We start from the raw sequence: 25,006 nt of genomic DNA on the forward strand, positions 1-25,006 counted from the left end.
AAGTATTGGAAAGAGCGGTATGGATACCACAAGCGTTCACTCTCAGAAACAGCGATGTATCGAGTTAAACAGTTGCTAGGAGGGAAACTGAGCTTAAGAAATTACAATGCCCAGGTGGGTGAAACTTACGCAATGATAAAAGCGTTGAACAAGCTTACTAGGTTAGGTATGCCTAAAACTTGTCGTATTGACTAAGAAATACGCGAAACGGGTTGGCTCTATATCTAAATTTAATTACGCAACAAAGCCTGCATAGTGTACCCTTTACTGAGAGAGAGTTTGATAGACGTTAAATATGAACATCATGGATCTTTAATTAGACTGTAGCGTGTTTACTATAATTCCATACGAGCAACTCGTAGATTTATGTTTAGACCACATAAACTGGAGAGAAATTAGCTAATATCAAATGAATACAGTTAACGATATGTCTCGAGGTGTCTTTTTCGTTTATGAATACAAAACAAGCTCTGAAAATTGCAGAAGACGGCTATGCACCATTATTTAAAGCAACAGACTTTTTACTAATAAATCTGTCTTTGGCAGTTGTTATCAATACCGTATTTGTTGATGAAACCGCAATTGATGTGGCAGCGGCGTTTGTTGTCGCGACATTCTTTCTGTTATTCGGCGAGTATTGCCATTTATATCGTGTTCACGTTCGTCGACGCCTGGATTCTTCTATTGTTCGAATTGTTGCGACAGCCTTCTTTACTCTGATCGCAATGGAGATCGTTAAATATAATGTAGAGGACTTAGTCGGAAGTCAATTAAGTCATTTTCACAATGGTTTGTATTATATTTGGTTTGCAAGCGCTATGTTGTCAACCATTTTGATTCGAGTTATTGCGTTTGCGATCTATCGATCGTGTTTTAAAAAGTACAAAAAGGTAAAGAGAATAGCGATTGTCGGACTATCACCTGCAGCGATTGCTTTGGAAAAGCAATTACTGATTTATTACAGGAGCCAAGACATAGAGATTGAATTGTATGACGACCGTAAGGAAGAGCGGTTTGGGTACATGATTAAATCTCCTTATATTGGAACGGTAGATACTTTGGTTGAACAAGCACAACACAACCAGATTGATGAGGTTTACATTGCCTTACCTATGGTCGCAAAAGAGCGAATTATTCAATGTCTGGAACTTTTGTCTGATACTACCGTTGATACTTTTATAGTCCCCGATCTATACAGCTACAATCTCTCGGCCTCTCAATTCAAGTCTGTTGGTAACGTACAAACGTTAAGTATCTTTGGTACTCCATTCGATGGGATAGGCGGAGTGATCAAGCGAATAGAAGATATTGTTTTAGCAAGCCTCATATTATTGCTTATTTCTCCCGTTCTTTGTGTGGTGGCTGGTGGAGTCAAATTAAGCTCCAAAGGCCCTGTTTTGTTCAAACAAGATCGTTATGGTCTAGGTGGCAAAAAGATAAAGGTGTGGAAATTTCGTTCTATGAATGTGATGGAGAATGGAGAAGACTTTAAACAGGCAACACAATCAGATCCAAGGGTGACCAAGTTTGGTGCGTTTATTCGTAGAACGTCATTAGATGAGCTTCCACAATTTTTCAATGTGTTACAAGGGTCAATGTCTATAGTCGGACCTAGACCTCATGCGGTTGCGCATAATGAGCAGTACCGAAAGATTGTATCCAACTACATGATTAGGCATAAAATAAAGCCCGGCATCACAGGCTGGGCGCAAATTAATGGTTATCGTGGAGAGACCGAAACCGTCGATAAAATGAGTAAGCGGGTTCAGTATGACATCGTTTATTTACAGAATTGGTCGCTTTGGTTGGACATTAAAATAGTGTTTCTAACAGTTTTCAAAGGGTTTGTTAGTGAAAAGGCGTACTAGCCTATTAAGTATCAATGTTGTGTTTTCTCTTGGTTTGGTTAGCCAAGTTTGTCATGCCGAGCTTACTCCCAAGTCGCATATCTCAGTCGCGGGTATTGATGTTCAGTCACAGGTCGGCGTTGAGTATGGTCAGGATTCCAATGTGACATACCAAGTTGAATCGATGAATGAAATAGACTCAACTTATACCAAATTAACACCGTATTTACGTGCAGTAGGCGAGCGTGGAGAAGACCGATATGTGCTGGTTTACTCTGGTGATTATTCACGCTATGCCAGTGCAAGTGATGATGATTACACTGACCATTTTTTAATGTTTCAATCTTCGTTGAGGTTTGGGCTTAAGCAAGGTCTTGATTGGTTTATCCAGCAAGATTGGGGGCATGAGGAAAGGGGTACAGAACTAACGGAAGGTTTCAATCCTACTCAGTTTGCATCTTTTGGGGTGAATACACCGTTACAAAACCGGTTCCTAAATAGTGAGATACGATATAGCTATGGAGCGCCTGAGGGGCGGGGAAAATTAGACTTTGCTTGGCAGGTTAAAGATATAACGTTTGATGAGTTGGACGAAATACAAAGCGCATCCAGTGACTTCTACCATTATATAAAAGAGCAGGAATGGAAAGAAAATACTATAACTGCTGAATTGTTCGACCAGTATTCATCGCGGACCCGCTTTCGATACAGTCTAATTAGTAATCTAAGAAGCTATGAAGCAAATTCGGCTAAGGATTCGAGCGAACATTATGCGCTCGTCGGTTTGAAGTCCCAACGAACGGGAAAACTGATAATAGAGACTGATTTAGCATGGTTGTACAAGCGTTTTCCGAATAACAGCGAGGCACAATCGTTCAGCGGTTTAAATTGGGACGCTAATATTAACTGGCAACCACTCAAGCATTCGAAGTGGTCTTTATATGGTTGGCGCAGAGTCAAAGACCAAACGGAAGAAGGTGGTTATGTTCTTAACACTAAGGTCGGTATATCGTGGAAACATCATTGGTGGGTCGAGCGGTTAAGTACTACGGTTGATTATGGAAGAGAAGTCGATGACTATCGGGTAGAAAAGAATGATAGAAAGGATGATCTAGACGTTGCGTCGGTCACGTTAGGGTATGATTTTCGACCTTCGATTCGGCTTGAGTTGAACTATCAGTTCGCCCGTAAACGTTCGAACGAGGATGAAGTGGTGTTTTTCATCGGAGATAACTCCCAATCCCCGGTGAGTCGTCAGCTAGGCTATGACAAAAACACAATTGGATTGACACTAAAGGTACAGATCTAGAGATGAAAAAAATAAAGCTACTGCTATTAGGTTACTGTGTGTTGATGAGCTGTATCAGTTTTGCCGCAACCGCAAACACGACAGCACCTGAAAAAGAAGTGGAAGGCACTACTTCCAATACTCTTGAAAATAGCCATCAGTCGGCTAACAGTGAGGCCCGAGAGTACCTTTTGGGACCAGGAGACGCGATACGAATCTGGGTGTATGGGGAGAAAGAAATGTCGATGTCGCTAAAGATAGGCAAGCGTGGTGATATTAATTTCCCCTATATAGGTCGAGTACAGCTCTCGGGACAAACGACAGATTCGATAGAGCACGACATTGAAACTCGTTTGAAAGCTGGTTTTATTCGCTCGCCAATGGTAACCGTCACTATGGAAGAATTCCGGAAATTTTACCTTCTTGGAGAAGTTGAAAGTCCAAATGGTTATGAATATGAACCGCAACTTACGGTTGAACAAGCGATTGCTATGGCCGGTGGTTTCACCGATAGAGCCGATAGAAGTGATATTAACATTCGCCCATCAGGGCAAAAAGAATTGATAAAGAAAGTCGACATGACACACTCAGTCTATCCTGGCGATGTTGTTATTGTTGAGAAGAGCTTTTTCTAAGGTGATAAAATTAATGGTAGAACGTGGTAAACCTTTAGAAAGTAACGTCAACTTTGCACCGCTTCTGGGCGCGCTGAAAAGTCATGGGCTTAAGTTATTGCTGATTACAGTGGTAGTAACAGGGTTAAGTCTGCCGGTGATTTGGTCGATGACGGCTAAATACGTCTCGACGGCGACAGTGTTGATTAAGGCGCAGCCGGATAATGCCTCCCCGATTGACCAGATAGAAGATTATGACTCTGCTCGCTCACAGTACTATGAAACTCAATTTAACCTTATGCAATCTAGAGTGGTGTTGGTCAAAGCCGTTGAAGAGCTAGAGTTGCAACAAAATGAACAATTTAACGGGGCAATGCTAACTGATAATGGCGATTGGACATTGTCTAGAGAGTTACGCATTGATCATGCTGTTAAAGAGTTGAAACGGCATCTAACATTTACTTCAGTACGCTTAACTCAATTAGTTTATGTGTCGTATGAATCCGCGAACGCACAACAAGCCTCAATGATAGCAAATGGGGTAGCTCAAGCTTTTATTGACTATACGGTGGAGCAAAAAATAGCGAAGACCCAACAAGCTAAGCAGTGGAATCAGCAACAGCTTGGTGTGCTCAAAAAGCAAATTCGCCAGCAAAAACAAGAAATAGACGCGTTTTTACAAAGCGAAGGGTTACTGACTTTTCGCGGTATTGATGGATTTGAAACAGAAGAACTCGGGATTGTTACCAATAAGTTGGCGGATGCAAAGGAGCGGCGCCTGACTGCGCAAGCCAATTATGAATTAGTGAACAAATACATGAAAGGTGACTCGGCGAATCTCACCTCGTTGCCTGATTTTTCTTCACATCCTCAGCTACAAGATCTTAGAATTGCGCTTATACAAGCAAAAAGGAAACTGTCTGATCTTAATCGACGATATGGACCAAAACACATTAAAGTTCTTGAAGCCAATGCTGAAATAGAGGTTATTCATAAACAAACCGTGCAGCTGCTTGATGAATTAAAACTAGGGCTTCAGCAAAAATATCAAGCAGAACTTATCAAAGAGAACCACTATAAAGCGCTATTAGCCTTGCATAAAAAGGACTTTTTTACACTTGCAGACAAGCGTGAGCATTATGACGCTTTGATGGCCGACCTTACTCAAAAACAATCGCTATATGAACAGCTTTATCTGCGTACAACTGAGCATGCTCTTAACACAACATATAGAGAGCAAGACGCACGAATTTATGACCCTGCGGTGGTCAGTGAGCGCCCAGCGAAACCTAATAAACCATTGTTAGTCGTGATGGTAAGTATAATGACAATGATAATTAGCGCTCTGATTGTCATTATTCGGGCTGCCACCAAACAAACAATAACAACTCTCGCACAGTTGGAGACAAAGCTTGGGTTGATTCCACTGACGGATATGCCCACATTCATTAGTGAACCGATGCCGACATGGACGTTAGGTAAGCAAATTTTTTCCAACCAATATGCGAACGAGATCGGTAATGGCGCTTATACCGCATTATCTTTAGCTTGCCCCAGCAGCCAATGTGTTGGTGTCGTATCGTCATACCGACAAGAAGGGACAACGACGACGGCGTTGTTATTAGCTGCCGCAGTCAGTGAAGTGAAACCAACCTTACTGCTTGATTTGGATTATCGTGGAGAAGGCGAATTTACAAGAGATATTATTGCGGACAGTCACCGCAGTACCGCTAAGTTAAACGAGCAGGAGGAAATTGCTGGGTTTAGTCATTTGGTGTTTAGCCAATTGAGTTCGATACAAATAGGTGATGAAAACAAATCTTCATCATTACAAGAAGCACTACAATTCGATATTGAGCAAGTCATTATGCCAATATCACAGGGGTTGTCTTATATCGCCCCTGGCACCCTGGCTGAATCACCATTAACTTTTTTTGCTCGTCCAGAATGTGAATCTGCATTGCTGGCACTTTGTCAGCGTTTTGAATCTGTAATCATTAAGCTTCCAGCTCTGAATGATAGTAAGGATGCACAGCTCCTATTGCGCTTTTTGGATAGCCTGATTGTTGTGGTCAAATCTGAACAACATACGGCGAATGAAATCAAGCATCAACTAAATAAGTTGTCGCCGTTGTTGGACCAGCCAGCTTTTGGAGTACTCAATCAAGTGAGTGATGACCGAGTTGTGGGTGAAGAGTCTCTGCGTTTTATTGCTCAAGGTAGTATGGATTTACTCAATATAGAGGGCTCTTAGTGAGCTTGCTTAAAAGCATTTCCACTATTGCGACATCATCGATATTGTCTCAGTTAATTGGGGCTGGTTCGATATGGTTGATTTCGCATTGGTACGGGATGTCGGAAGTCGGCTCATACGCGTTAACGTACAGTATTGCCTTAATCGGAGCACAAGTTTGTACGTTTGCATCACAGCTGCTATTGCCAAAACAACAGAGTAACGAGCTAGGGCAAAATGTCTCTTTTTGCTTGTTATTTAGTGTTTGTGCGTCGGTCATTTATTCTATGGGCATTGCATGTTTCTTTGACCGTCCCATTCTTCAAATTCTGATGTTAACGTTGGCACATGCATGGGTTTTGATCTCTGAGAATCTACTGCTGAGAGATCAAAAAATGAAGTCACTAGCTTTACAGCGAACATCGATTTCGATGTTAGTGTTGTTACTAATTGTTGTCAGTGAAGACTTGAGTGCATTCTATTGGGCTTGGGGAGCATCGTTGCTAGTGTGTATGTTGCTATGTATTGGTTACTCTCTACCAAGAAATGTGATGAATCTACAGCAATTTTCGCTTTCATCCTTGTCACTGTTTTTCCGTAAGCACAAACATCATATTGTCAAAGTTGGGAGCGCTGAGATTTTGGCGATGGTGAATAATAATTTACCCGTTATCCTTATTAACGTGTGGTTCAGTCCTGTTGTAGCCGGTTATTACGCCGTAGTTAGCCGATTTTGCTTAGCGCCTATTGTTATCATTGGTAACGCTGTAAGAAACTCTATTTTTTCCACTTGGTCTGTCGACTTTAGACGCAATCAGTTTAATTACGCTGAATTTTCCAAGGTGCGGCGGTTACTCTTTGCTATGGGGACTTCGGCGGTGCTTGGAGTTTTCATTTTCTACCCCATAGTGATGCAATTAGGGTTTAGCGCTGAATGGGTCGCTTCAGTGCCAACTTCTCGCTATATGCTACCGTATTTGTTTATGGCGCTAGCGGTGTGCCCATTGACCGTTCTTGAGTTGGTTTATGGATCTCCAAAGTATTTCCTTCGCATTCAGCTTGAGCAACTTATGGTGGTGGTATTGGCTTTTGGTGCGCTGCCATTTTTTATAAGTGATTATGCATACTCGGTTATTGCCTTCGCCCTACTGTCTTCTATTCGATACCTGTTTATTTATTTTGAAGTGAATAAAACGGCTGTGCGACTTCGTCGAACGATGGAGGTTACTTGAAGATAAATAATGGTCTGTTTTTGCAGGTATACACGTTTGTAACGTTAGTTGCTTGTGGGCTAGTACAGTATCTGACTGGTGTCGGCGCAGTGCTTTGGCTGCCATTTGTTGCTGCCTTTGCGATGGTTTTGTTGTTATTGATACAAACCAATTACGAGGAGGCTAAGTTAGATAATATAGAAACAGTACTCACATTGTTGTTGGTGGGGGCCTATACGTTGATCTTAGCGTCGACAGTTCTACAAAATGGGCTGACGGTGACCATTGTAGGTTGGAAGAACGAACTTGCATTGTCGCTTATTTTTTTATGCTTACTATTGGGGTTTATCCGAGAGTCGCAGCTTTACCGCGTGGTGCAGATGCTATATTGGATTTTCTATCTACAATTCCCAGTTATCTTGTATCAGATTTTAGTTGTTGTCCCGCAACGTGTCGCTTTGAAAGGTGAATTTGAAAAGTGGGACTCTGTGGTAGGGACTTTCGGTGGTGACCCTATGGGCGGGGGAAACACGGCAGCATTAGGGTTATTCTGTTTACTTGTAATGCTCCTTAAATTGTCTGAATTTAGGCATGGTGTAGTTAGTCGGCTTAACATGATACTGCATATTGTTGCCGCGTTTATTTTGTGCGTTCTTGGTGAAGTTAAGTTCGTCATTTTGCTTGCTCCTATACTTTTAATTTTTGTTTGGCTGTGTCCTAGTTATGTTTACGGCGTTAGGCAAAAGGATATTAAGAAAGTGCTTCTTATGGTTTGTACAATGGGATTATTAGTTTTATTGGCAATAGTTGTCCTTGCTGCCTCTTACGCAAGCGCTTTTGATACCGACCCTGACCACAGTGCTTTAAAGGTGTTTTGGGATTCTTTAGAGTATATATATGACTCAAATTACATCTTACCAACGGGAGAATTAGGGCGGATGACCACGCTATTTTTCTGGTTGGATAATAGTCAGCTTTATGGATGGTCTAACGTGTGGTTTGGTTATGGGTTAAATGCAACCAACCACGGTAGTTCGGTAGCTCCAGGTTTCTTGAATCAAATATTTAATGTCCTTCTAGATTCTACGTCACTAAGCATGATGTTGTGGGAATTTGGTGTCGTTGGATTAGTCCTATTTTTATGTCCAATTTTATTGGCGCTAAAGGTGTCAATGCCCAAGGAAGTGCTAAAACGTGAGCAGTTATCGATGCAAGACATTCAATTGCTCTCTTGGCAACCTGCGTTTATTGCATTTAGTTTTGCAGGTTTATTAAGCTTACCTTACAGCCAAATTTTAATGTTGGTGCCTATGTTGCAGTTCCTTTTCTATTTTTCACTTGGCGGAAGTCTAATCATACGCAAGACTGTTATTCAATCGGGGGCAAGGTTATGAGTTCTTTACCTAGAATCACCGTGATTATAAAAACACTCAATGAACAAGGTGGTATTGCTGCGACGATTAAAAGCGTTCAAAGTCAGCTAAAGAATTATCAATATGATGTCATTGTTGCCGATAGCTTATCTGATGATGATACGCAAAAAATTGCGTTAGAGAATGGCGCTAAAGTCGTGACGTTAATCAACGCTAATGATCGTTGCTGCGGCGTAGGCCATCAACTTGGCTATTTATACAGCACTGGTGACTATCTATTGTTATTGGATGGTGATATGCGTTTACAAGACGGGTTCATTGATGCGGCGATAGCATTTCTGGAAAAAGAGCCGACTTACGCCGCGGTGGCGGGGACGGTTGAAATGGATGAAGCGAATAGCTACGAATTTAAATCTCGCCAACAAAGGCATCACAAAATATACCCTACTGGTGATTGTAGTCATTTAGCCGGGGGAGGGCTGTATCGGGCGAGTGCAATCAATGATATAGGTTATCTTACACATCGCACATTGCATGCCTATGAAGAGGCCGAGCTTGGTATGAGACTCGAACATGCTGGTTACAAATTGCATCGTTTGGATACCCCGTTTTTCCATCATACTTCTTATGATATGCCGACGTTAACGTTACTGCGCTACCGATGGAATCGTGGTTATTTGTTTGCGTCAGGCGAATTGCTAAAGAGCGCGTTTGGTAAAGCGTACTTTCGAAAAGCTGTGAGTGTGGTGCGTAATGAGTTGATCTTTGCTTGCTATCTTGCTTGGTTAATTTTGGCCTTGCTGGTGGGTAATGTTTCGTTGTTGACTATTAGCCTGTTGCCATTGATGCTTTTCTTTGCTGCTAAAGCGTTGAAAAACCGCTCAATAAAGGACGGTGCGCAGAGCATTATTAATTTGACCGTATTTTCAACCGGATTGGTAAATGGTTTGTTTTTGCCCATTAAAGACCCAAACCAACCACCGTCACATAAAGTGTTAGAGCGAGATGTGTCATGAAAGTATTGGTGGTGAATAAGTTTTTTTTCTTAAAGGGGGGCGCTGAAACGGTCTTTTTTCAAGAAAGAGAAATGTTGATGGATCTAGGGTTTTCGGTTATCGACTTTTCAATGGCTCACAATGACAACTTGGTATCTGATTATAGTGCTAGTTTCGTCGATAATGTGGATTATCACGCTAATGCTACTTTACTCAGCGCGTTGAAAACGGCAATGCGGTTTGTGCATAACGCAGAAGCGTGTGAAAAGCTTTCTGAGTTGATTACTACTGAGCAACCCGATATCGTTCACTTTCACAACATTTATCACCAGCTAACTCCCTCAATTATCAAGGTTGCTAAGCAAGCCGGATGTAAAACGGTGCTCACCGCTCATGATACTAAAATAGCCTGTCCTAGTTATACCATGTATCGTGATGGACACACCTGTGAAGCGTGTTTACAAGGAAGTGTTTTTAACGCTTTAAGATATCGTTGCCAACAAGGATCATGGTTTAAAAGTGGCTTGCTTGTTGTGGAGGCGTTGTATCAATCGCTTGCTCAGAACTATCAATCACTGGATGTGATAGTTTCACCTAGTCAGTTTTTAGCTAATATCATTCGTCGTAAGCTCCCTAATAATAGAATTGAGGTCATAGTGAATGGCATTGACGAGAACGTTGATCAGCAAGATGTGGCAGATCATCGATATTTTTTATATTTAGGGCGGTTGAGTCAGGAAAAAGGCGTGGCGACAATGGTAGCGGCTTACGAGTTGTCTAACCAATCGATACCATTAAAAATAGCCGGTACAGGACCACTTGCAGACTCCCTATCAGGGAAACAGAGTAAGGTCGAGTGGCTAGGTTTTAAAACGGGGCAGGATTTACATTTACTCATAAAACAAGCTAGTGCAGTTATTGTCCCTTCGGAATGCTATGAAAACTGTTCTATGTCAGTGCTTGAAGCTATGTCGTACGGGAAGCCTATTATCGGCGCAAATATTGGAGGTATCCCTGAGCAAGTTCGAGATGGAAAAGAGGGGCGTTTATTTGAAGCGGGTAATGCCCATGATCTTGCCAATGTGATGGATGAGTTTGCGATACGGCCAGAGCTTACAAAGTACTATGGTGAACAAGCAAGACAACGCTTAGAGTCGCGCTATTCATTGAGAGCACATCATCAGCAGTTGGTCGATTTGTATCAAAATTTATTGGGTGAGCAATCATGAAAGTAACAGTACTAGGGACGCGTGGTATTCCTGATGTATTAGGAGGAGTCGAAACTCACTGTCAGCACCTTTACCCTCTTATTGTTAAGCAAGGATTTGAGGTAGAGGTTATCGCTCGTTCTCCTTATGTCGCTTATAAAACGAGGAGTTATAAGGGGGTCGCGGCCAAAGCACTGTGGGCTCCGAAAAAGACATCGTTAGAAGCTATCGTTCACTCGACTATTGCGGCATTTTCTACCTTAACGGATGGCTCGAATGTGGTGCATGTTCATGCGATCGGCCCTGGGTTAGTCGTGCCACTGTTGCGTTTGATTGGAAAGAAAGTGGTATTCACCCATCATGGTCCAGATTATCAGCGTGAGAAATGGGGGAAGCTAGCAAAGATTGTTTTGAAGCTCGGTGAGCGTTTTGCCGTTAAATATGCCAATGAAGTCATTGTCATATCAGAGGTGATTAATGACCTTATTAAGCAGTCTTATCAAAGAGATGATGCACATCTTATTTATAATGGAGTTAACCCGCCTAAGTCTCTGCCTGTTGATGTCGTATCATCTATATTAGAGCGCTACCAGTTAAGTGCGCGAGGATATATTGTCGCGGTAGGACGTTTTGTTGAAGAAAAAGGCTTCCATGATCTTCTTCAAGCCTACGCAAAACCCAAGCTTGATATGCCGCTCGTACTGATCGGAGATTCCGATCATGAAAGTGAATACAGTCGCTCATTAAAACAAGCAGCGAAAGACACCCCAGGCGTGATACTGACCGGTTTTCTCAAAGGGGAGGAACTACAAGTTGTATTTTCTCAAGCTAAGTTATTCGTAATGCCTTCTTATCATGAAGGGCTGCCTATTGCACTGCTAGAAGCGATGTCATATTCCTTACCAGTGGTGGTTAGCGATATTGCGCCAAACAGTGAGGTTGGACTTGAATCTGATTGCTATTACCCAGTCAAAAATATAGATGAATTATCACAGGCAATAAAGAAAAGGAGTGTGATGCCTCTACAAGACTATCAGCACTTTTTAGAACGATATGACTGGCATAAAATCGCTGATCAAACGGTGGATGTTTACAATAACATGTTGGGAAGCAAGCGTGACTAATCGTCTTAATAAAAACAATGATACGGATGAGCCTAATAAGAGCCGGGCAGTGACTCAATTTTACCGAGTTTTACAGCAAGAAACGCAACAAAGCTTGAGTGAAGAACAAAGGCAAGCTATTGAAAAAGCAGTTAATCAAGTTGGCTTAGTCGCAAAACATTCCGTTGATATCCGTAAAAGCTTTCCTTGGTTTGGCAAGCGCTACTATGTCGTGCTGTTGAGTGGGCGTGATCGTCGTACAGCAGAGCGTCAAGGTGAGTCTAAATGGTTAGTCTATGCTACAACGGTATTGCTAACTACCTTTGTCCTTGCGGGGGGGATGCTCGCTCTACTGGCATTGTATTTGTTAAAGTCTGCACTGGGTATCGATCTGTTCGAGAACTTTTCACTAGGGATATGGGACTGGTTTCAATCGCTATAAGAGTTGAACTGGAGTGAATAGTGATAGGAAATAAACAAATGAAAAATGTCATTAATTGGCTGTGCTCATGGTTATATCTATTATCGTTAGTGGGCCTTGTTACTTCATACGCCTATGCTGACGAAGTAAGGGATAAAGTGACATCCATCGTGGCACTCGATACTCCTGTCTCCAATCCAGGTATGGGGGTTGAAACTTTTCATGACGGGTGGGGTACAGTATTAACTCTTGATCAATATCCGGCCTCAGGAATGGGATACTACCGGTATTACTGGAGTGAGCTTGAGCCAAGCGAGGGGGAGTACAACTTTTCTCTTATTGATGACTTGCTTGAGCAGAACGCAGAACAATCAAAGCGAGTAGCTTTGCGTTTTATGACACTTGATGAACCATCCTCAGGCACAAAGATCCCGCAGTGGCTTATAGATAAGGGTATCTCAGGGCAGTGGGTTGAAAACGGCAAAACCTTCGTGGCCGATCTGGATGACCAAACTTATTTATATTACGTAGAAAAATTACTTAGTGCTTTTGGGCGGCGTTACGATAATGACTCGCGACTTGCTCAGATTGACATTGGTATGGTGGGCTCTTGGGGAGAATGGCATAACAGCAACTTTCCAGAGCTTGAACCACTATTTAGTAAGTATTCAGAAAATCAGTTAAATAAGTTCGTTGATCTGCACTTTTTAGCATTCCCAAATACTGCAAAATTAATGCTTATCAACGGGGGGGATTCTTTCGCATACGCAATAGAAAAAGGTGCTGGCTGGCGTGCCGATTGCTGGGGCGATTGGCATAATTTTGGCCCTACTTGGAGTCATATGAATGATGACTACCCGTATCGAATTCAACAAGCAAACTCGCAAACACCAATATTTGATACGGCTTGGCAGCACCAGCCGGTTAGTTTTGAAGTCTGTGGTGACATGCATGGTTGGCTAGCCACACAACATTACACAAGAGCTCAAGTGGCTGCCTCATTAGACTGGGCGATTAATCAGCATGCGAGTAGCCTAAACTTGAAATCGAAGCCAATTCCCGAACAGTACCGTGATTTGTTAGATAATGCGTTGCTAAAAATTGGATATCGCTTTCGAGTCGATACGATTCGTCATTCAGCTTACCTGTCGATGGGGAAAAACCTCTCTCTGGAAGCTCATATTTTTAACGATGGAGTGGCACCAACATACCAACCTTATTATGCGTATTATCGATTAGTAAACAGCAACGGTCAGGTGGTTTCGTTTGCAAAAGATAGTACAAGTAGCGAAGCTTGGCTCCCTGGGGATTATAAATCTATTGCGAACTTCTCATTGCCGACAGATCTAAATGTCGGTCATTATTATATCGAAATAGCAGTGAGTGAAAGTCGTGACAGTAAACCTTTGAATTTGGCAAATATAGGGAAACAGCCTGATGGTTGGTATCGGCTAAGTGAAGTGATCATTGAAGAGTAATGACAATTGTCATTACTCTTCTAATGCATGCTAGATAAGATGGTCTGGTTAGCCCTGATTACTCAATCTAATTCGCAGGCAACACAACTGCCGACGCTTCTTCCTCTGAATCTTCTTTGCCTTCAACTTGTTCTGTAACCCAATCAATCGTCTTGGTTAAATAAAGCTTATTGGTTTCGGTATCACACCAACGCTTTGATAGACCTCTACGATTAAACTCGCTGCCAATAGCGGCCAGTGTTTGATTGCTCGGCCTTCCGTAATACAAGGTGTCGCACAGTTGTAGGTTCGACATCGACTGCGGGTATGAATTAACTGCCGAAGAGTTCATGCTTAACGCTTTCGACTGGTTATGAGTGCAGCCTGTTAGGCTTAAGAAGAACAGAAGTGCTACGGTTTTTTTCATTATATCTCTCGAAGGGTAGCCTATGGTTGGTGAGAATTATTGGCATGATTCAGACAGTCATTTGTCAATTTTTCGCCAAGTACCAGCGTAGCACGACCTCGCTCGCAATTAGAAAGCATTATCCCGAGCTTTGAATCTAAAGCTAAAAACAGTATTACCGACCAAAAGCGCAATTTTGTACAAAAGCTAAAAGAGCCTATAGAGTAGACTGATAAGTCGTTCGATAATTAACAGGCTTGGGAATTGTTATGGAGAACAAGAAACGTTCTAAAGAAAAGGCCGAATATAAAGTCGCTGAGGAACTGGGCGGCATTGAAATCCTTAATGCTGAATACGAAAAGCAAAACTTCTCACGTCATAGCCATGAGGGGTACACGCTTGGGGTTATAGAGCAGGGCGCTCAACGTTTCTATCGCACGGGTGGTCATCATATCGCTCCCCAAGACGCCATTATTCTGGTCAATGCTGATGAGGTACATAGCGGTCATTCGGCAACGGAAGGCGGTTGGGCTTATCGTGCGATGTATCCGCTCCCAGAGCAACTGGCCAAAATTATTCAAGAACTAAACCTTCCTAATTATGGCGCCCCTTATTTCCCTAGGGCGGTCGTTGAAGACCCTGAACTCGCCAATCAATTGAGGCTGGTGTTTAATGCGATTGATGAATCGGATAATCGACTGCTCCGTGAAACCTTGATGTATGGGATGTTGGTTAAGTTGATTAGTCGACATGGCAAGTCGAGCCTTAAACCTCAGTTGGATAGTAAAACTCAGCGCCAACTTGTTCTGGTAAAAGAGTTTTTAGATGATTTTCCGCAGGCCGATGTCTCTTTGGAAGAGTTATCTAAATTGGCGGCCTTAAGTCCATTTCATTTAGTTCGATCATTTCAGAAAGAGTTTGGCCTTCCTCCTCATGCTTATCAGATACAGTCTCGTTTGAGGCTGTCTCGCAAACTGTTGAAGCAAGGGCATACCATTTCAGATACTGCCCAAGAGTGTGGTTTTCACGACCAAAGCCATTTTCACCGACACTTTAAAAAGGCCAATGGCTACACACCGGGGCAATACATTAAGATGCTTTGAGCGTAGGCGAAAAATACGGTCGCTTAATCGAGCAAGTTTGTACAATCGAATCCACTCACGTGTTTTTACATTGAATAGCCAATGTGAAGAGAGAAAAGAATAATATGGATAATCAAAAGATGGATAGGCGAACACAGCTGTGGAAGGGCGTTTTAGCGGGAATGCCTCTGAGTATTGCCGTGATACCGTGGGGAATTTTAGCTGGCTCATACGCGATTGATGCTGGATTGAATCAACTGCAAGCACAAGCAATGTCAGCGATTCTATTTGCAGGCTCGGCGCAACTGGTCGCCGCAGGTATGTTCAAAGCGGGCATTGGCCTTGGCACTATGTTGCTGACCACACTGTTCATCACCTCAAGGCACTTTCTGTATAGCGTATCGATGCGCGACAAAATCAGTCACCTTCCAGCACGTTGGCGTCTATTACTTGGTTTTTGGCTCACCGACGAGCTGTTTGCGATTTGTAGTGGGCAGTCTCAGCAAGAGTTTAATCGTTGGTACGCAGCGGGTGTGGGCGGCGGTTTTTATCTAGTTTGGAACATCGCGAGTTTCGTCGGCATTGTCGCTGGAAGCCAAATCCCGTCACTCAATGAAATCGGTCTCGATTTCGCGGTAGCCGCGACGTTTATCGCGTTGGTTTTTCCTTTAATCCGAACATTGCCTGTTGTTGTGTGTGTGGTGGTTTCACTGGTCACTTCGGTTACCATGTCGGTTAACAATATTGAGGGTGGACTAATGATTGCAGCGATCGCTGGCATGTTAGCGGGCTTTTTCAGCGAATCGTTCCAAGAGCGAACCAACGGTAACAAGACAATCGTGGAGGGGAAATAGAGATGATTTGGTTAACGATATTACTGATGACAGCGATTGTGTTTTTTAGCCGATACTTATTTCTTGAGCCAGCGATTCCGCTTCGACTTAACCAAACTGCGCGACGTCTATTGCGCTACTCAAGTCCGGCAGTACTGACTGCGATTTGGGGGCCGATTGTGTTTGCTCCAGAGCAGACATTTTGGCCAAGTTTTCAAAACCCGTATTTAATCGGGGCGCTTGTGACAGGTTTGCTGATATGGAAAACAGGCAACGTGCTGCTAACCATTGGTGTCAGTATGGCGGTGTTTTTGTTCTACAACCTTGTAGCGATGGATTTCTTATTCTCTTGATGGCTAATCTAAATTTGGTGTGTTATTCAATATTTGAGGGCGGTATATGATTACTTGTTATGTTCGATATGTAATTGATCCTATGAAGATTAATGAGTTTGAGACCTACGCAAAAATGTGGATTCCCTTGGTGGCTAAATTTGGCGGTCAGCACAATGGCTATTTCCTACCATCTGAAGGCGCGAACAATATTGCGATGGCACTGTTTTCATTTGATAGCTTAGCGGCTTATGAAGATTATCGAACCTTATCTTTGAAAGACCCGGAGTGTATTCGAGCCTTTGAATATGCGGATGAAGTTGATTGTATTGTGAGTTATGAGCGCAGCTTCTTTCGACCCGTTTTTGAGTGATTGACCTTGCAACACGTGGCTCGGTGACTTCTAATGTATTGATTCACAGTTTGTGTCGTTAGGTTTGGTAAGGAGTTAATTTGGCTAAGAAATATTATGTGGTTTGGAAAGGTCGTAAACCAGGTATCTTTACCACTTGGAATGAGTGTAAAGCGCAAGTCGATGGTTTTGCGGGCGCGAGATATAAATCGTTTCCAACACTGGGAGAAGCTGAATCAGCCTTTGGTGGTAGCTCGTCTTTTGCGACTAAGTCTACCTCAGGTTCTAAGTCTGCATTTCCGAAGTCCAGTGGTGCAAACAAGTCAAAGACTCCACCTCTTTCTCAGCAGCAAATTACTGACATGCCATTTGATATTAAAATCTTTACTGATGGTGCCTGTGAGCCTAACCCAGGCGAAGCGGGAACGGGTTTAGCGGTTTATTTAAAGAATGATCTCACTGAACTATGGTATGGCTTGTACCAACCGATGGGGACTAATAATACTGCTGAGCTACAAGGTTTAGAACAGGCCTTTATGCTCGCGCAAGAGAAGCTGAAAGCTGGGCTGTCTGTGGCGATTTATAGCGACTCAAAATATTCGATAGACTGCATTACTAAGTGGGCATCAGGCTGGGAGAAAAAGGGCTGGACTAAATCTGGTGGTGAGATAAAAAACCTCGATATCATTAAAGCCGCTTACGCACTTTATCAAGAGATCGCTTCTCAAATCACTATCTACCATGTGAACGGTCACGTCGGTATTGAGGGCAATGAGCTTGCTGACCGAATGTCTATTGTGGCGATCTCTTCGAAAGAGCAAGGTTTGAGCCGTTATACCGAAACGGACGATCTTACAGAGATCTTAGCATTGCGCGCGGGTTAACAAGCACGCTCGTGAGAGTACGAACTATCTAGAGCGTTACCGCTTTGAGCAATGTAACGCTTTGTTTTATTTTCTATTCTACTCGACACGGCCCTAAGCGGGGTTCTCTATCCAGTTAGACAACTGCTGGGCTTGCTTGAGAGAATTAAACTTAGTCTCAACTCGTGCTCTGGCTTTCGTCCCCATTTCTGCTCTTTCGTCACTGCTTAGTTGAGCAAAACGCTCAATAGTTTCTCGTAACTCATCAACACTTTTCTCATTCACTAAAAGCCAGTCTCTGGAGTGACAATCTCTTTGCAACCCATGATGTTTGTGGTGATAACGGGAACGCCAACGGCCATCGCTTCTTTCAGAACTAAGGGGCCGGTATCGACACAGCCTGTTTCTGAAAAGCAGAAAGGCGCCACTAAGCCATCGTAGTTTGGTAAGTTTTTCTTCACCCACTCATGGGTTTGTGCACCATGGAAAGTCACGTTTCGGGTAAGTTCCTGATGCTCTACTTGCATCTTGAGTTGAGATTCTAAGTCGCCAGTTCCGATGATATCTAAATGAATATTGAGCGGTTGTGCAATGGGAGCTAGTGCATCGATCAAGTGATGAACGCCTTTTTGTTCAACCAGTCGACCGAGAAAGATTAGGCGTAGGAGCTTGGTGTCGTTTTTAGGTTGTAGCTTAAACTGCTTGGTGTTCACACCACAGTGCAACAATTTAATGTTCCCTTTCGCCATGTTGTTGAAGTCGTTAAGCATGTCTTTGCACACAGCAATCACGAAATCACTTGAAGATATTTTGTGTTCAATGTCATAAGCAAACTCGTAAACATCATGTCCATGAGCGACAAACGAGCAGGTAATGTTAAGTAGCTTGGCGGCGACAATGGCATGTGCAGTAGTGTGTTGGCAGAAGTGCGCATGTACGTGGTCAATGTCTTTTTCTGCCAGTTGTAAAGCTAGCTTAAACCCATACCCGAAAAGAGACTTCTTGGGCATGCTGTTTTGTCTTGAGACAAATGACAGTGCTTTGACAAATCCTAACCAATTAATGTGGGTTATTTTGCCCATACGAACATCTTGCCCGATTTTAACAATGTCGTAGTCGAACGATTTTTCACTGCTTTCAATTTTGAATGTCATTACGCAGACGTCGTGTCCACAAGCTTTCACGGATTCCACTTCCGTTTGGATAAAAGTTTCGCTAAGTACCGGGTATGTCGGCGCAACGAACGCTACTTTCTTCATTTTTCTCTCCCTTGACGAAGGTCACTAAAGCTAACTAAGCAAGATGCGAACCAAGATTAAAGCGCTTTTGGGAGAGGCTTTTTGATGCTTTTCTTGATCTTATGCGACGGTTAACCCTGTTTTTCTCAAAATGGAAATCAATTTCGAATTGAGCATGCTTCAATGCTATTTGTCATTTTGCAAAAGGGCACATAGGTGGCTGATATGAAAGCGATCCAGTAGGTCATGGAATACGGCATAGAACATGCAGTACAAGCTGTACAACGTACAAATGTGAGAGCGTCATTATGGCTAAAGTAAGTGTTGTTATCCCTACCTACAACTGTTTGGACTATCTACCAAAGGCCATTGGTAGCGTGCTTAAGCAGACCCATCAAGATATCGAATTGATCATTATCGATGATAATAGCAATGATGGAACGTCGACTTATCTCGCGTCGATTCAAGATCACCGGATCGTTAAGTTATCAACCTTGGGAGTGGGGGCACCACAAGCAAGAAACCTGGGTATAGAGAAAGCAACAGGGGAGTTTATCGCCTTTTTAGACGCAGATGATTTTTGGTTCCCTGAAAAAATTGAGCGCCAACTCGAGTTCCACCAACAATACCCTGAAATGGCAATGAGTTTCACTAACTACGAGCACCTAACAGAAGACTATGAAGTCATCGTTGATTGCTTCAGCTATTGGTCGCAATTTCAAAATCGAGAAGAGCAGTTCATCAACATCGACAACCCACTAGAGTTCATCATTGAAAACAATGTGATTGGTACGTCAACCGTCATGGTGAAAGCCGATGTGTTTTCGCAAACCGATAGCTTTAATGCAGACATCAAGTATGGTGAAGATTGGGAGTTGTGGCTTCGAATGAGCGAAAACCATCAGATTGGTGTGTTGAACTCTGTTGAGGTGGGTTACTTAATGAGAGCAACATCTGTGACTCAAACTGAAGACCTCAAGCTCAGAAACCTAGCTTCTATAGAGACCATTCTTCAGCGTTATCAAAACAACAGCCAGCGATGGAATTTATCTCAGTCTAGCTTTAAAGTTGCAAAGGCCAGAATATTAGAGGGCTATGCAGACTATTATCGAGGCTTACAACAGAATAGACAGGCTATTGTCTACAGTTTCCGCTCTTTGGTGATGGCTCCTCAAAAACGTACATTGCGACATTTGATAGGTGACTGTAAGAGTTTCCTAAAGCCTGCATGGTAAGGAATCGGTGACTCGTATGGGTTCATTAAAACAGTCAGCCTATTACGCTATTGGCATACTGATGATGAAAGGGATCTCGTTGGTGATGATCCCCTACATTACTCATAAAATGACCTTGGCAGAATATGGATCATTAGAAGCGATTGTCTTACTGGCTGACATCGGTACGATCTTATTCAGCTTTGGTATTGTTGAATCGATGTATCGTTACGTTGGCGTCGCGGAAGGCGATGAAAAGCGAAAGCTGATATCTAACTGCTTCACGCTCAGCTTAGTGGTGTGTTTACTTGGTGGCGTGCTTATTGCGCTCAGCATGCCTCTGCTGCTGCTGACGTTGCCTGTTGAATTCAAACCTTATCAGATCGTTCTTCTACTCATTCCTACGATGCTCGACGGGGCAATATCCATCCCGCTTACTTTGATGCGCATGAACGCAATGGCAAAGCGTTTTTGCCAACTCAACGTATTGAAAGCCAGTGTTCAGGCGATTATGACGTTTGTACTGCTTGAAGCGGGTTATGGCATTGATGGCGTGCTGATTTCTGCTGCTGCTTCCAGTGTGCTATTGATGCTGTGTCTCGTTAGCTATCAATGGCAACAGATGGGCAGCTTAGGTTGTTTTCAATATTCAGCAAAGATCTTGAAATTTGGGTTACCAACCTTGGTTGGCGGTGCCTCTATTTACATGATCACCGGGCTAGATCGCTGGGTGATGGCAAGTTTTGTTGGGGTTGAGGAGTTAGCCGTTTATGCGGTTAGTGGTAAGTTTGCGCTAATTCTAGGCTTGCTGCTGCAACCTTACGCGCTTTTGGTGGTTTCCAAACCGAGTCGCCATGCTTCAGCAACCCGGCGGCAGCAAAATGTGTGCAGACAGAGCCTTAGTCGGAGTTAACTTAGCCATAGTGTTAGGGGGCTTGATGATCTTAACTGTTCCGGGCTTCATTTCTCTTATTTTACCAAGCAGCTATCATCAGGCTGGGGTTATTGTGGTCGCACTGATAGCGATTGCGGTTATTAAAAGTGCGGGAGACTACCTCAACTTAGGGTGTTTCAGTGGAGATTCAAGTCAATCACAGATGTGGATACAAAGTAGTTGTGCGGTATTGGCTGCCATAGGCTATTTTGCGGTAGCGCCTATTTATGGAGTGTGGGGTGTTATCACTGTTCTTTGCGTCACTTATATTGTGCGACTCATGCTTTTGTATATTGTAAGCCAAATGATGGAACCGCTGCCTTACGAGCATAGCAAGTGGGTCATGGCAGTCGGTATCGCATTAGTGGCGATAGTTAGTGATCAACTTTTGGGGTTGGTTTGGTTGATGTACATGACTTTATTCTGGGTACTGCTGTTGGTTTAATCACGCTGGTGGCCTTTGTGAAATACTCGGTGATCGTTATCCCCCAGGCTCTACTTGATAAGCTCACACCGGGAAAGCATTCGCACGCAAACTAAATAAAACACTGTTCATTATTGGCTGAGTTAGATAGTATCTATAAATTCAATGAATGCTAACTATGGAAAGATATATGAATAAGTGGATTGTACTTTCAGCGTTTTGCTCAACTCTATCGTATGCTTCTGCTGAGCTTGTCAGCCAAGACTTATTGTCTCACCATTTTGATGCCCCAGAGCTCCCACCTTTGGAAACGCAACACAGCGTTTGTAGCAGCCTTGTCTGTAGTTCAATATCCGAACCACAATTAGTTTCTTCTGCGGGGGATTTTCCTGAACGCGAATCGAACCCAACGATAGATACGATAACCAGCGCAATCTACTTCTTGGGTGAAATGGGCGTTGCTGAAAACCTATCGACTCCAGAATATGAAAAATTCTTTGAGAACTAGCTGAGAGGTTATATATACCGAGAGATGCTTTTTTGTCCTATTACAAAGTACATAAAATACTGTTATAAAAGTTTCTATCGCATTTTATGATTCAATTACGTAATACATGACGACTAGGACACCCCAATGGAAATATGGAAGTTGCTGCCGTTTATTCCAGCGTGCTTTGCGCTGAACATGACGCCTGGCCCAAACAATCTTTTGTCGATGAATAATGCCCGTTGCTATGGCTTTAAAGCCGCATTTATAGCAGGGTTAGGTAGAATTGTTGCTTTCTCAGGAATGATTGCGTTGGCGGCGTCTGGCTTGGCCGTGGTGCTTTACACTTCTGAGACCTTGTTCTTTCTTATCAAGTTGTTTGGTGCCATGTATTTGCTTTGGATTGCGTTCAACTTATGGCGTTCACAAGCCAGCCCTGTCGCGGACATCGAGCGCAATAAAAACTGGTTTGGTCTAGTTAAACAAGAGTTCGCCCTTGCAGCTGGTAACCCCAAAGCGATACTTATCTTTACCGCATTTTTGCCTCAATTCGTTGATGTTTCAGCCAATGTAAACACACAGTTCTTCATTCTAGGTGGCACATTCCTAGTGTTAGAGCTACTCGCGATTTCTATCTACGCTGCCTTTGGTTTATACCTCAGAAACTGGTTCTCCAAGCCGCAAATGGCTAAGCGTTTCAACAAAGCGTGCTCGGTTTTTCTTGCTCTATCCGGTGCTAATCTGTTGGTGAGTCGTCAGTAACGAATTAGGGCTGAAAGCAATATGGTAAGCACAGATATCCTTTCTCATTGGCTAGAAACTAAACCCCATATGTCGTTAACTGAAGTTACTCTTGGAGCAAACAATTCAGTGTATAAGGTTGAATCCACACCAGCTTTCTTTTTGAGGAAGTACAGGGCTCATGATGTCAGCCGTATAATTAATGAGCATAAACTGCTGTTCTTTTTATCTCAAAAAGTACCCACTGTTGTTTCGCCCTGCCTCACTTCACATGGCCAAAGTTTTGTTGAGGTCAATGGTGAATACTATGCGTTGTTTCCAGAGGCTCATGGTTCCTTGATTGAGAAGCATGCTTTGACAGACAAGCATGCATTCGAAGCCGGTATTACCCTTGCAAAGCTTCATCGTCAGTTGAGTCTCTACCCTAGAAATGGAATGCAAAACGAGATGTTTCCAGTTATCCAACTGTCATGGGATAGAGAGCAATGGCTACAGCGTCTTGATAAGATCATTGCTGCTATCGAAGCAAAAGGGGAGCAAAACGTGGAGGATGCCTGGGCGCGACGAAGGTCTATGCAGCAACGTTGTTTTTTAGCAAGTGATCAAAGTGTTCACTCTTATAAGACCAAAACTGAGCGAGTACTGATTCACGGCGACTTTCATCACTATAATCTCTTCTTTGATAATCATTCTAAGGTGAGTGGTATTATCGATTGGGACTTAGTTCAATACATGCCACCTGCCTACGAAATAGCCCGGGCTTGCATGTACATGTTTGACATGGATGTGAAGAAGTCGGTCGAATTTGTGAGCGGTTACTTGTCCATTAATGAACTTTCAAAAACGAGCATTTGTGATGGAGTCTGTGCTTGGGGCATTTTTGCTGACCACCATATTTGGGCGTTGGAAGAGGTGTATTTAAAACAGAACTTAGCCGCACGTAAATTCATACCTCATAAGAACTTTTTGCCTTTTGCTCAGCAATGGTTATTGATAGAGTCGCGCTTGGTAAATAAGCGATAACGGTAAGGTGTTTCATTGTATTCTCAGGGATCTCTAATGAGTAACAAAGATCTATCTAAAATGGGGTCGGCTAAGGTAACTCTTGTAAATCGTAATGGCGTACCTTGTATTCGAAAGCAAGGTGCGGGTGAGGTTGAGACTTCTTTCTATCAATATGCCGCACAACATTTATCTGGTGTTCATAGCCCTACATTGTTGGCGGTGGAGGGAGATAATCTGTTCATCGAACATATTCCTCACTCTTTAACACTAAATGAGCTTCAAACGACTTCAGAGGTGTATCAGCAACTATCTCGTATTCATCAGTCTCAATACTCGCCGAGTTTTGCAGTGAAAGAGCATGGATGGAGTACCTGTGCCACTGAAGCTGCCCTCTCGTCTCTGAGTTTACCTCAAGTTACTCAAGACAGTTTACTGCGTATCAAGCAATTGAGTGGTGCTTTGTTCGACCAGAAAACCTTGGTCTCTGGCGATGCGAACGAGGGAAATTGGGGAAGAAGAGACAATGGTGAGCTCGTATTATTTGATTGGGAGCGTTTTGGTTATGGCAGCCCAGCTATCGATTTGGCGCCGCTCGTTTCTCGTATGGGGACTTTGTCTGACTATGAGTTTATTGTTGACCAGTACTTACCTCATAACAATCTGATTTCCCGAGAAGATTTAATAAGACAACTGATCATAGCGAAAAGCTGGATCGTTGTCGAAGTCACTAATATATTAGTCTCGCGTAATAACCCTGAAGCTTCGAAATACATCCACTGGTTTAGGGAGCAATTACCAACTTGGCTAGCTACTGTGGAAGGTCAGCTGTAACAAGGTTGGAGTCAAATCTATAAAAGTCTATCTATGAATATTGTCTGTGCGGAAAAACAGGAATTGGCTGAAATTTACCAGCTTGAACATGCTTTGTTTGGTGACCATGCCTATCCGCAATTTTTCATTCGTCAGGCATTTGATTGCTGGGGAAAAGGCTTATTAGTTGCTAAGCAAGACTCAAAGATTGCGGGCTATGCCTTAACGACATCTACGGACACGCAGAATGAGTTTTGGGTCCTATCATTAGCGGTAGACCCGAACTATCGTGGTATGGGAATTGGCCGGAAACTGATGCAACAGTCGGTTGAGCAGCTGCCCCGAGACGCTAAGCTTTTGCTCACTGTAGACCCAAATAACACATCCGCTTGCGCGCTCTACGCGTCGATGGGGTTTTCCACAATCAAACAAGAAGAAAACTATTTCGGTGATGATGAGCCGAGATTAGTGATGCAGCTCATTATCTAGATTGTTGCTAACGGTTTTTAATCGAAGGCTCACAGTTCAAAGACAG

General features: G+C 43.1%; 23 protein-coding genes and 3 pseudogenes. 24 read left to right on the forward strand and 2 right to left on the reverse strand.

Translation table 11 applies throughout. The features are described from left to right. From L1D55_RS10990 to L1D55_RS11045, 12 genes and pseudogenes are all read left to right on the forward strand, one after another. Positions 1-195, forward strand: a pseudogene (locus L1D55_RS10990) (IS5/IS1182 family transposase); the annotation flags it as partial. A gap of 257 nt (positions 196-452) precedes the next feature. Continuing rightward, the gene (locus L1D55_RS10995; RefSeq protein WP_239917445.1) at positions 453-1,868 is read left to right on the forward strand and encodes an undecaprenyl-phosphate glucose phosphotransferase; all 1,416 of its coding nucleotides are present in this window, start codon (positions 453-455) and stop codon (positions 1,866-1,868) included. Then, complete coding sequence (locus L1D55_RS11000) at positions 1,852-3,156, forward strand: outer membrane beta-barrel protein (RefSeq protein ID WP_239917446.1); 1,305 nt, start codon at positions 1,852-1,854, stop codon at positions 3,154-3,156. Before L1D55_RS10995 ends, L1D55_RS11000 begins: the two co-directional genes overlap by 17 nt. 11 nt (positions 3,157-3,167) lie before the next feature. Then, positions 3,168-3,770, forward strand: a complete 603-nt coding sequence (locus L1D55_RS11005) for a polysaccharide biosynthesis/export family protein (RefSeq protein ID WP_239917559.1) — start codon at positions 3,168-3,170, stop codon at positions 3,768-3,770. Positions 3,771-3,783: 13 nt separating this feature from the next. After that, a complete protein-coding gene (locus L1D55_RS11010) occupies positions 3,784-6,003 on the forward strand; it encodes an exopolysaccharide transport family protein (protein ID WP_239917447.1) in 2,220 nt (739 codons plus the stop codon). After that, positions 6,003-7,214, forward strand: coding sequence for an oligosaccharide flippase family protein (locus L1D55_RS11015; protein WP_239917448.1), 1,212 nt, complete (start codon positions 6,003-6,005; stop codon positions 7,212-7,214). The genes L1D55_RS11010 and L1D55_RS11015 overlap by 1 nt, the downstream gene beginning before the upstream one ends. Then, positions 7,211-8,587, forward strand: a complete 1,377-nt coding sequence (locus L1D55_RS11020; RefSeq protein ID WP_239917449.1) for a capsular biosynthesis protein — start codon at positions 7,211-7,213, stop codon at positions 8,585-8,587. The genes L1D55_RS11015 and L1D55_RS11020 overlap by 4 nt, the downstream gene beginning before the upstream one ends. Next, on the forward strand, positions 8,584-9,582 hold the full coding sequence (locus L1D55_RS11025) for a glycosyltransferase family 2 protein (RefSeq protein WP_239917450.1): 999 nt from the start codon (positions 8,584-8,586) through the stop codon (positions 9,580-9,582). The genes L1D55_RS11020 and L1D55_RS11025 overlap by 4 nt, the downstream gene beginning before the upstream one ends. Further along, positions 9,579-10,790 (forward strand): glycosyltransferase family 4 protein, encoded by a 1,212-nt coding sequence (locus tag L1D55_RS11030; protein WP_239917451.1) that lies wholly within the window; start codon positions 9,579-9,581, stop codon positions 10,788-10,790. Before L1D55_RS11025 ends, L1D55_RS11030 begins: the two co-directional genes overlap by 4 nt. Beyond that, the gene (locus L1D55_RS11035; RefSeq protein WP_239917452.1) at positions 10,787-11,893 is read left to right on the forward strand and encodes a glycosyltransferase family 4 protein; all 1,107 of its coding nucleotides are present in this window, start codon (positions 10,787-10,789) and stop codon (positions 11,891-11,893) included. Before L1D55_RS11030 ends, L1D55_RS11035 begins: the two co-directional genes overlap by 4 nt. Then, positions 11,886-12,314, forward strand: a complete 429-nt coding sequence (locus L1D55_RS11040) for a hypothetical protein (RefSeq protein ID WP_239917453.1) — start codon at positions 11,886-11,888, stop codon at positions 12,312-12,314. Before L1D55_RS11035 ends, L1D55_RS11040 begins: the two co-directional genes overlap by 8 nt. Before the next feature lie 38 nt (positions 12,315-12,352). Then, positions 12,353-13,771, forward strand: coding sequence for a DUF4832 domain-containing protein (locus L1D55_RS11045; RefSeq protein ID WP_239917454.1), 1,419 nt, complete (start codon positions 12,353-12,355; stop codon positions 13,769-13,771). 67 nt (positions 13,772-13,838) lie between these two features. Here the strand turns inward: L1D55_RS11045 and L1D55_RS11050 are convergent, their stop codons facing one another. After that, positions 13,839-14,177, reverse strand: a complete 339-nt coding sequence (locus L1D55_RS11050) for a hypothetical protein (RefSeq protein ID WP_239917455.1) — start codon at positions 14,175-14,177, stop codon at positions 13,839-13,841. A 248-nt stretch (positions 14,178-14,425) separates the two neighbouring features. Between L1D55_RS11050 and L1D55_RS11055 the strand changes: the two genes are divergently transcribed. The 5 genes from L1D55_RS11055 to L1D55_RS11075 all read left to right on the forward strand — a co-directional run bounded on the left by L1D55_RS11055 (position 14,426) and on the right by L1D55_RS11075 (position 17,639). Beyond that, on the forward strand, positions 14,426-15,259 hold the full coding sequence (locus tag L1D55_RS11055) for an AraC family transcriptional regulator (RefSeq protein WP_239917456.1): 834 nt from the start codon (positions 14,426-14,428) through the stop codon (positions 15,257-15,259). Between the two features lie 104 nt (positions 15,260-15,363). After that, positions 15,364-16,092 carry an AzlC family ABC transporter permease gene (locus tag L1D55_RS11060; protein WP_239917457.1) on the forward strand — a complete coding sequence of 243 codons (729 nt, stop codon included), beginning with the start codon at positions 15,364-15,366 and terminating at the stop codon, positions 16,090-16,092. A gap of 2 nt (positions 16,093-16,094) precedes the next feature. Then, positions 16,095-16,424: an AzlD domain-containing protein gene (locus L1D55_RS11065; RefSeq protein WP_239917458.1), complete on the forward strand. Its 330-nt coding sequence runs from the start codon at positions 16,095-16,097 to the stop codon at positions 16,422-16,424. Positions 16,425-16,470: 46 nt separating this feature from the next. Then, positions 16,471-16,776 (forward strand): NIPSNAP family protein, encoded by a 306-nt coding sequence (locus L1D55_RS11070; RefSeq protein ID WP_239917459.1) that lies wholly within the window; start codon positions 16,471-16,473, stop codon positions 16,774-16,776. Between the two features lie 80 nt (positions 16,777-16,856). Next, positions 16,857-17,639: a ribonuclease H family protein gene (locus L1D55_RS11075; RefSeq protein ID WP_239917460.1), complete on the forward strand. Its 783-nt coding sequence runs from the start codon at positions 16,857-16,859 to the stop codon at positions 17,637-17,639. 93 nt (positions 17,640-17,732) lie between these two features. Here L1D55_RS11075 and L1D55_RS11080 read toward each other — a convergent pair. Further along, positions 17,733-18,877 (reverse strand): annotated as a pseudogene (locus L1D55_RS11080) (glycosyltransferase family 4 protein). Positions 18,878-19,164: 287 nt separating this feature from the next. Here L1D55_RS11080 and L1D55_RS11085 point away from each other — a divergent pair. The 7 genes and pseudogenes from L1D55_RS11085 (at position 19,165) to L1D55_RS11115 (ending at position 24,960) form a co-directional block, all read left to right on the forward strand. After that, positions 19,165-20,091, forward strand: a complete 927-nt coding sequence (locus tag L1D55_RS11085) for a glycosyltransferase family 2 protein (protein WP_239917461.1) — start codon at positions 19,165-19,167, stop codon at positions 20,089-20,091. Between the two features lie 16 nt (positions 20,092-20,107). Continuing rightward, positions 20,108-21,544: pseudogene (locus L1D55_RS11090) on the forward strand (oligosaccharide flippase family protein). A 74-nt stretch (positions 21,545-21,618) separates the two neighbouring features. Then, a complete protein-coding gene (locus L1D55_RS11095) occupies positions 21,619-21,936 on the forward strand; it encodes a hypothetical protein (RefSeq protein ID WP_239917462.1) in 318 nt (105 codons plus the stop codon). A gap of 126 nt (positions 21,937-22,062) precedes the next feature. Then, positions 22,063-22,677, forward strand: a complete 615-nt coding sequence (locus L1D55_RS11100; protein ID WP_239917463.1) for a LysE family translocator — start codon at positions 22,063-22,065, stop codon at positions 22,675-22,677. Positions 22,678-22,698: 21 nt separating this feature from the next. Then, positions 22,699-23,679 carry a phosphotransferase gene (locus L1D55_RS11105; protein WP_239917464.1) on the forward strand — a complete coding sequence of 327 codons (981 nt, stop codon included), beginning with the start codon at positions 22,699-22,701 and terminating at the stop codon, positions 23,677-23,679. Positions 23,680-23,715: 36 nt separating this feature from the next. Further along, positions 23,716-24,492, forward strand: coding sequence for an aminoglycoside phosphotransferase family protein (locus L1D55_RS11110; protein ID WP_239917465.1), 777 nt, complete (start codon positions 23,716-23,718; stop codon positions 24,490-24,492). A 33-nt stretch (positions 24,493-24,525) separates the two neighbouring features. Continuing rightward, on the forward strand, positions 24,526-24,960 hold the full coding sequence (locus L1D55_RS11115) for an N-acetyltransferase (RefSeq protein ID WP_239917466.1): 435 nt from the start codon (positions 24,526-24,528) through the stop codon (positions 24,958-24,960). Positions 24,961-25,006 lie beyond the last annotated feature (46 nt).

Origin of the sequence: Vibrio sp. Isolate22 (assembly GCF_022398115.1) — a bacterium.
Taxonomy (GTDB): domain Bacteria; phylum Pseudomonadota; class Gammaproteobacteria; order Enterobacterales; family Vibrionaceae; genus Vibrio.

What these genes read in the sequence shown, in the direction of transcription:
- L1D55_RS10995 (WP_239917445.1), top strand. Translation starts at nt 453, where the DNA reads ATGAATACAAAACAAGCTCTGAAAATTGCAGAAGACGGCTATGCACCA.
- L1D55_RS11010 (WP_239917447.1), top strand. Translation starts at nt 3,784, where the DNA reads ATGGTAGAACGTGGTAAACCTTTAGAAAGTAACGTCAACTTTGCACCG.
- L1D55_RS11025 (WP_239917450.1), top strand. Translation starts at nt 8,584, where the DNA reads ATGAGTTCTTTACCTAGAATCACCGTGATTATAAAAACACTCAATGAA.
- L1D55_RS11030 (WP_239917451.1), top strand. Translation starts at nt 9,579, where the DNA reads ATGAAAGTATTGGTGGTGAATAAGTTTTTTTTCTTAAAGGGGGGCGCT.
- L1D55_RS11035 (WP_239917452.1), top strand. Translation starts at nt 10,787, where the DNA reads ATGAAAGTAACAGTACTAGGGACGCGTGGTATTCCTGATGTATTAGGA.
- L1D55_RS11045 (WP_239917454.1), top strand. Translation starts at nt 12,353, where the DNA reads ATGAAAAATGTCATTAATTGGCTGTGCTCATGGTTATATCTATTATCG.
- L1D55_RS11050 (WP_239917455.1), bottom strand. Translation starts at nt 14,177, where the DNA reads ATGAAAAAAACCGTAGCACTTCTGTTCTTCTTAAGCCTAACAGGCTGC.
- L1D55_RS11055 (WP_239917456.1), top strand. Translation starts at nt 14,426, where the DNA reads ATGGAGAACAAGAAACGTTCTAAAGAAAAGGCCGAATATAAAGTCGCT.
- L1D55_RS11060 (WP_239917457.1), top strand. Translation starts at nt 15,364, where the DNA reads ATGGATAATCAAAAGATGGATAGGCGAACACAGCTGTGGAAGGGCGTT.
- L1D55_RS11065 (WP_239917458.1), top strand. Translation starts at nt 16,095, where the DNA reads ATGATTTGGTTAACGATATTACTGATGACAGCGATTGTGTTTTTTAGC.
- L1D55_RS11070 (WP_239917459.1), top strand. Translation starts at nt 16,471, where the DNA reads ATGATTACTTGTTATGTTCGATATGTAATTGATCCTATGAAGATTAAT.
- L1D55_RS11085 (WP_239917461.1), top strand. Translation starts at nt 19,165, where the DNA reads ATGGCTAAAGTAAGTGTTGTTATCCCTACCTACAACTGTTTGGACTAT.
- L1D55_RS11095 (WP_239917462.1), top strand. Translation starts at nt 21,619, where the DNA reads ATGAATAAGTGGATTGTACTTTCAGCGTTTTGCTCAACTCTATCGTAT.
- L1D55_RS11100 (WP_239917463.1), top strand. Translation starts at nt 22,063, where the DNA reads ATGGAAATATGGAAGTTGCTGCCGTTTATTCCAGCGTGCTTTGCGCTG.
- L1D55_RS11105 (WP_239917464.1), top strand. Translation starts at nt 22,699, where the DNA reads ATGGTAAGCACAGATATCCTTTCTCATTGGCTAGAAACTAAACCCCAT.
- L1D55_RS11110 (WP_239917465.1), top strand. Translation starts at nt 23,716, where the DNA reads ATGAGTAACAAAGATCTATCTAAAATGGGGTCGGCTAAGGTAACTCTT.
- L1D55_RS11115 (WP_239917466.1), top strand. Translation starts at nt 24,526, where the DNA reads ATGAATATTGTCTGTGCGGAAAAACAGGAATTGGCTGAAATTTACCAG.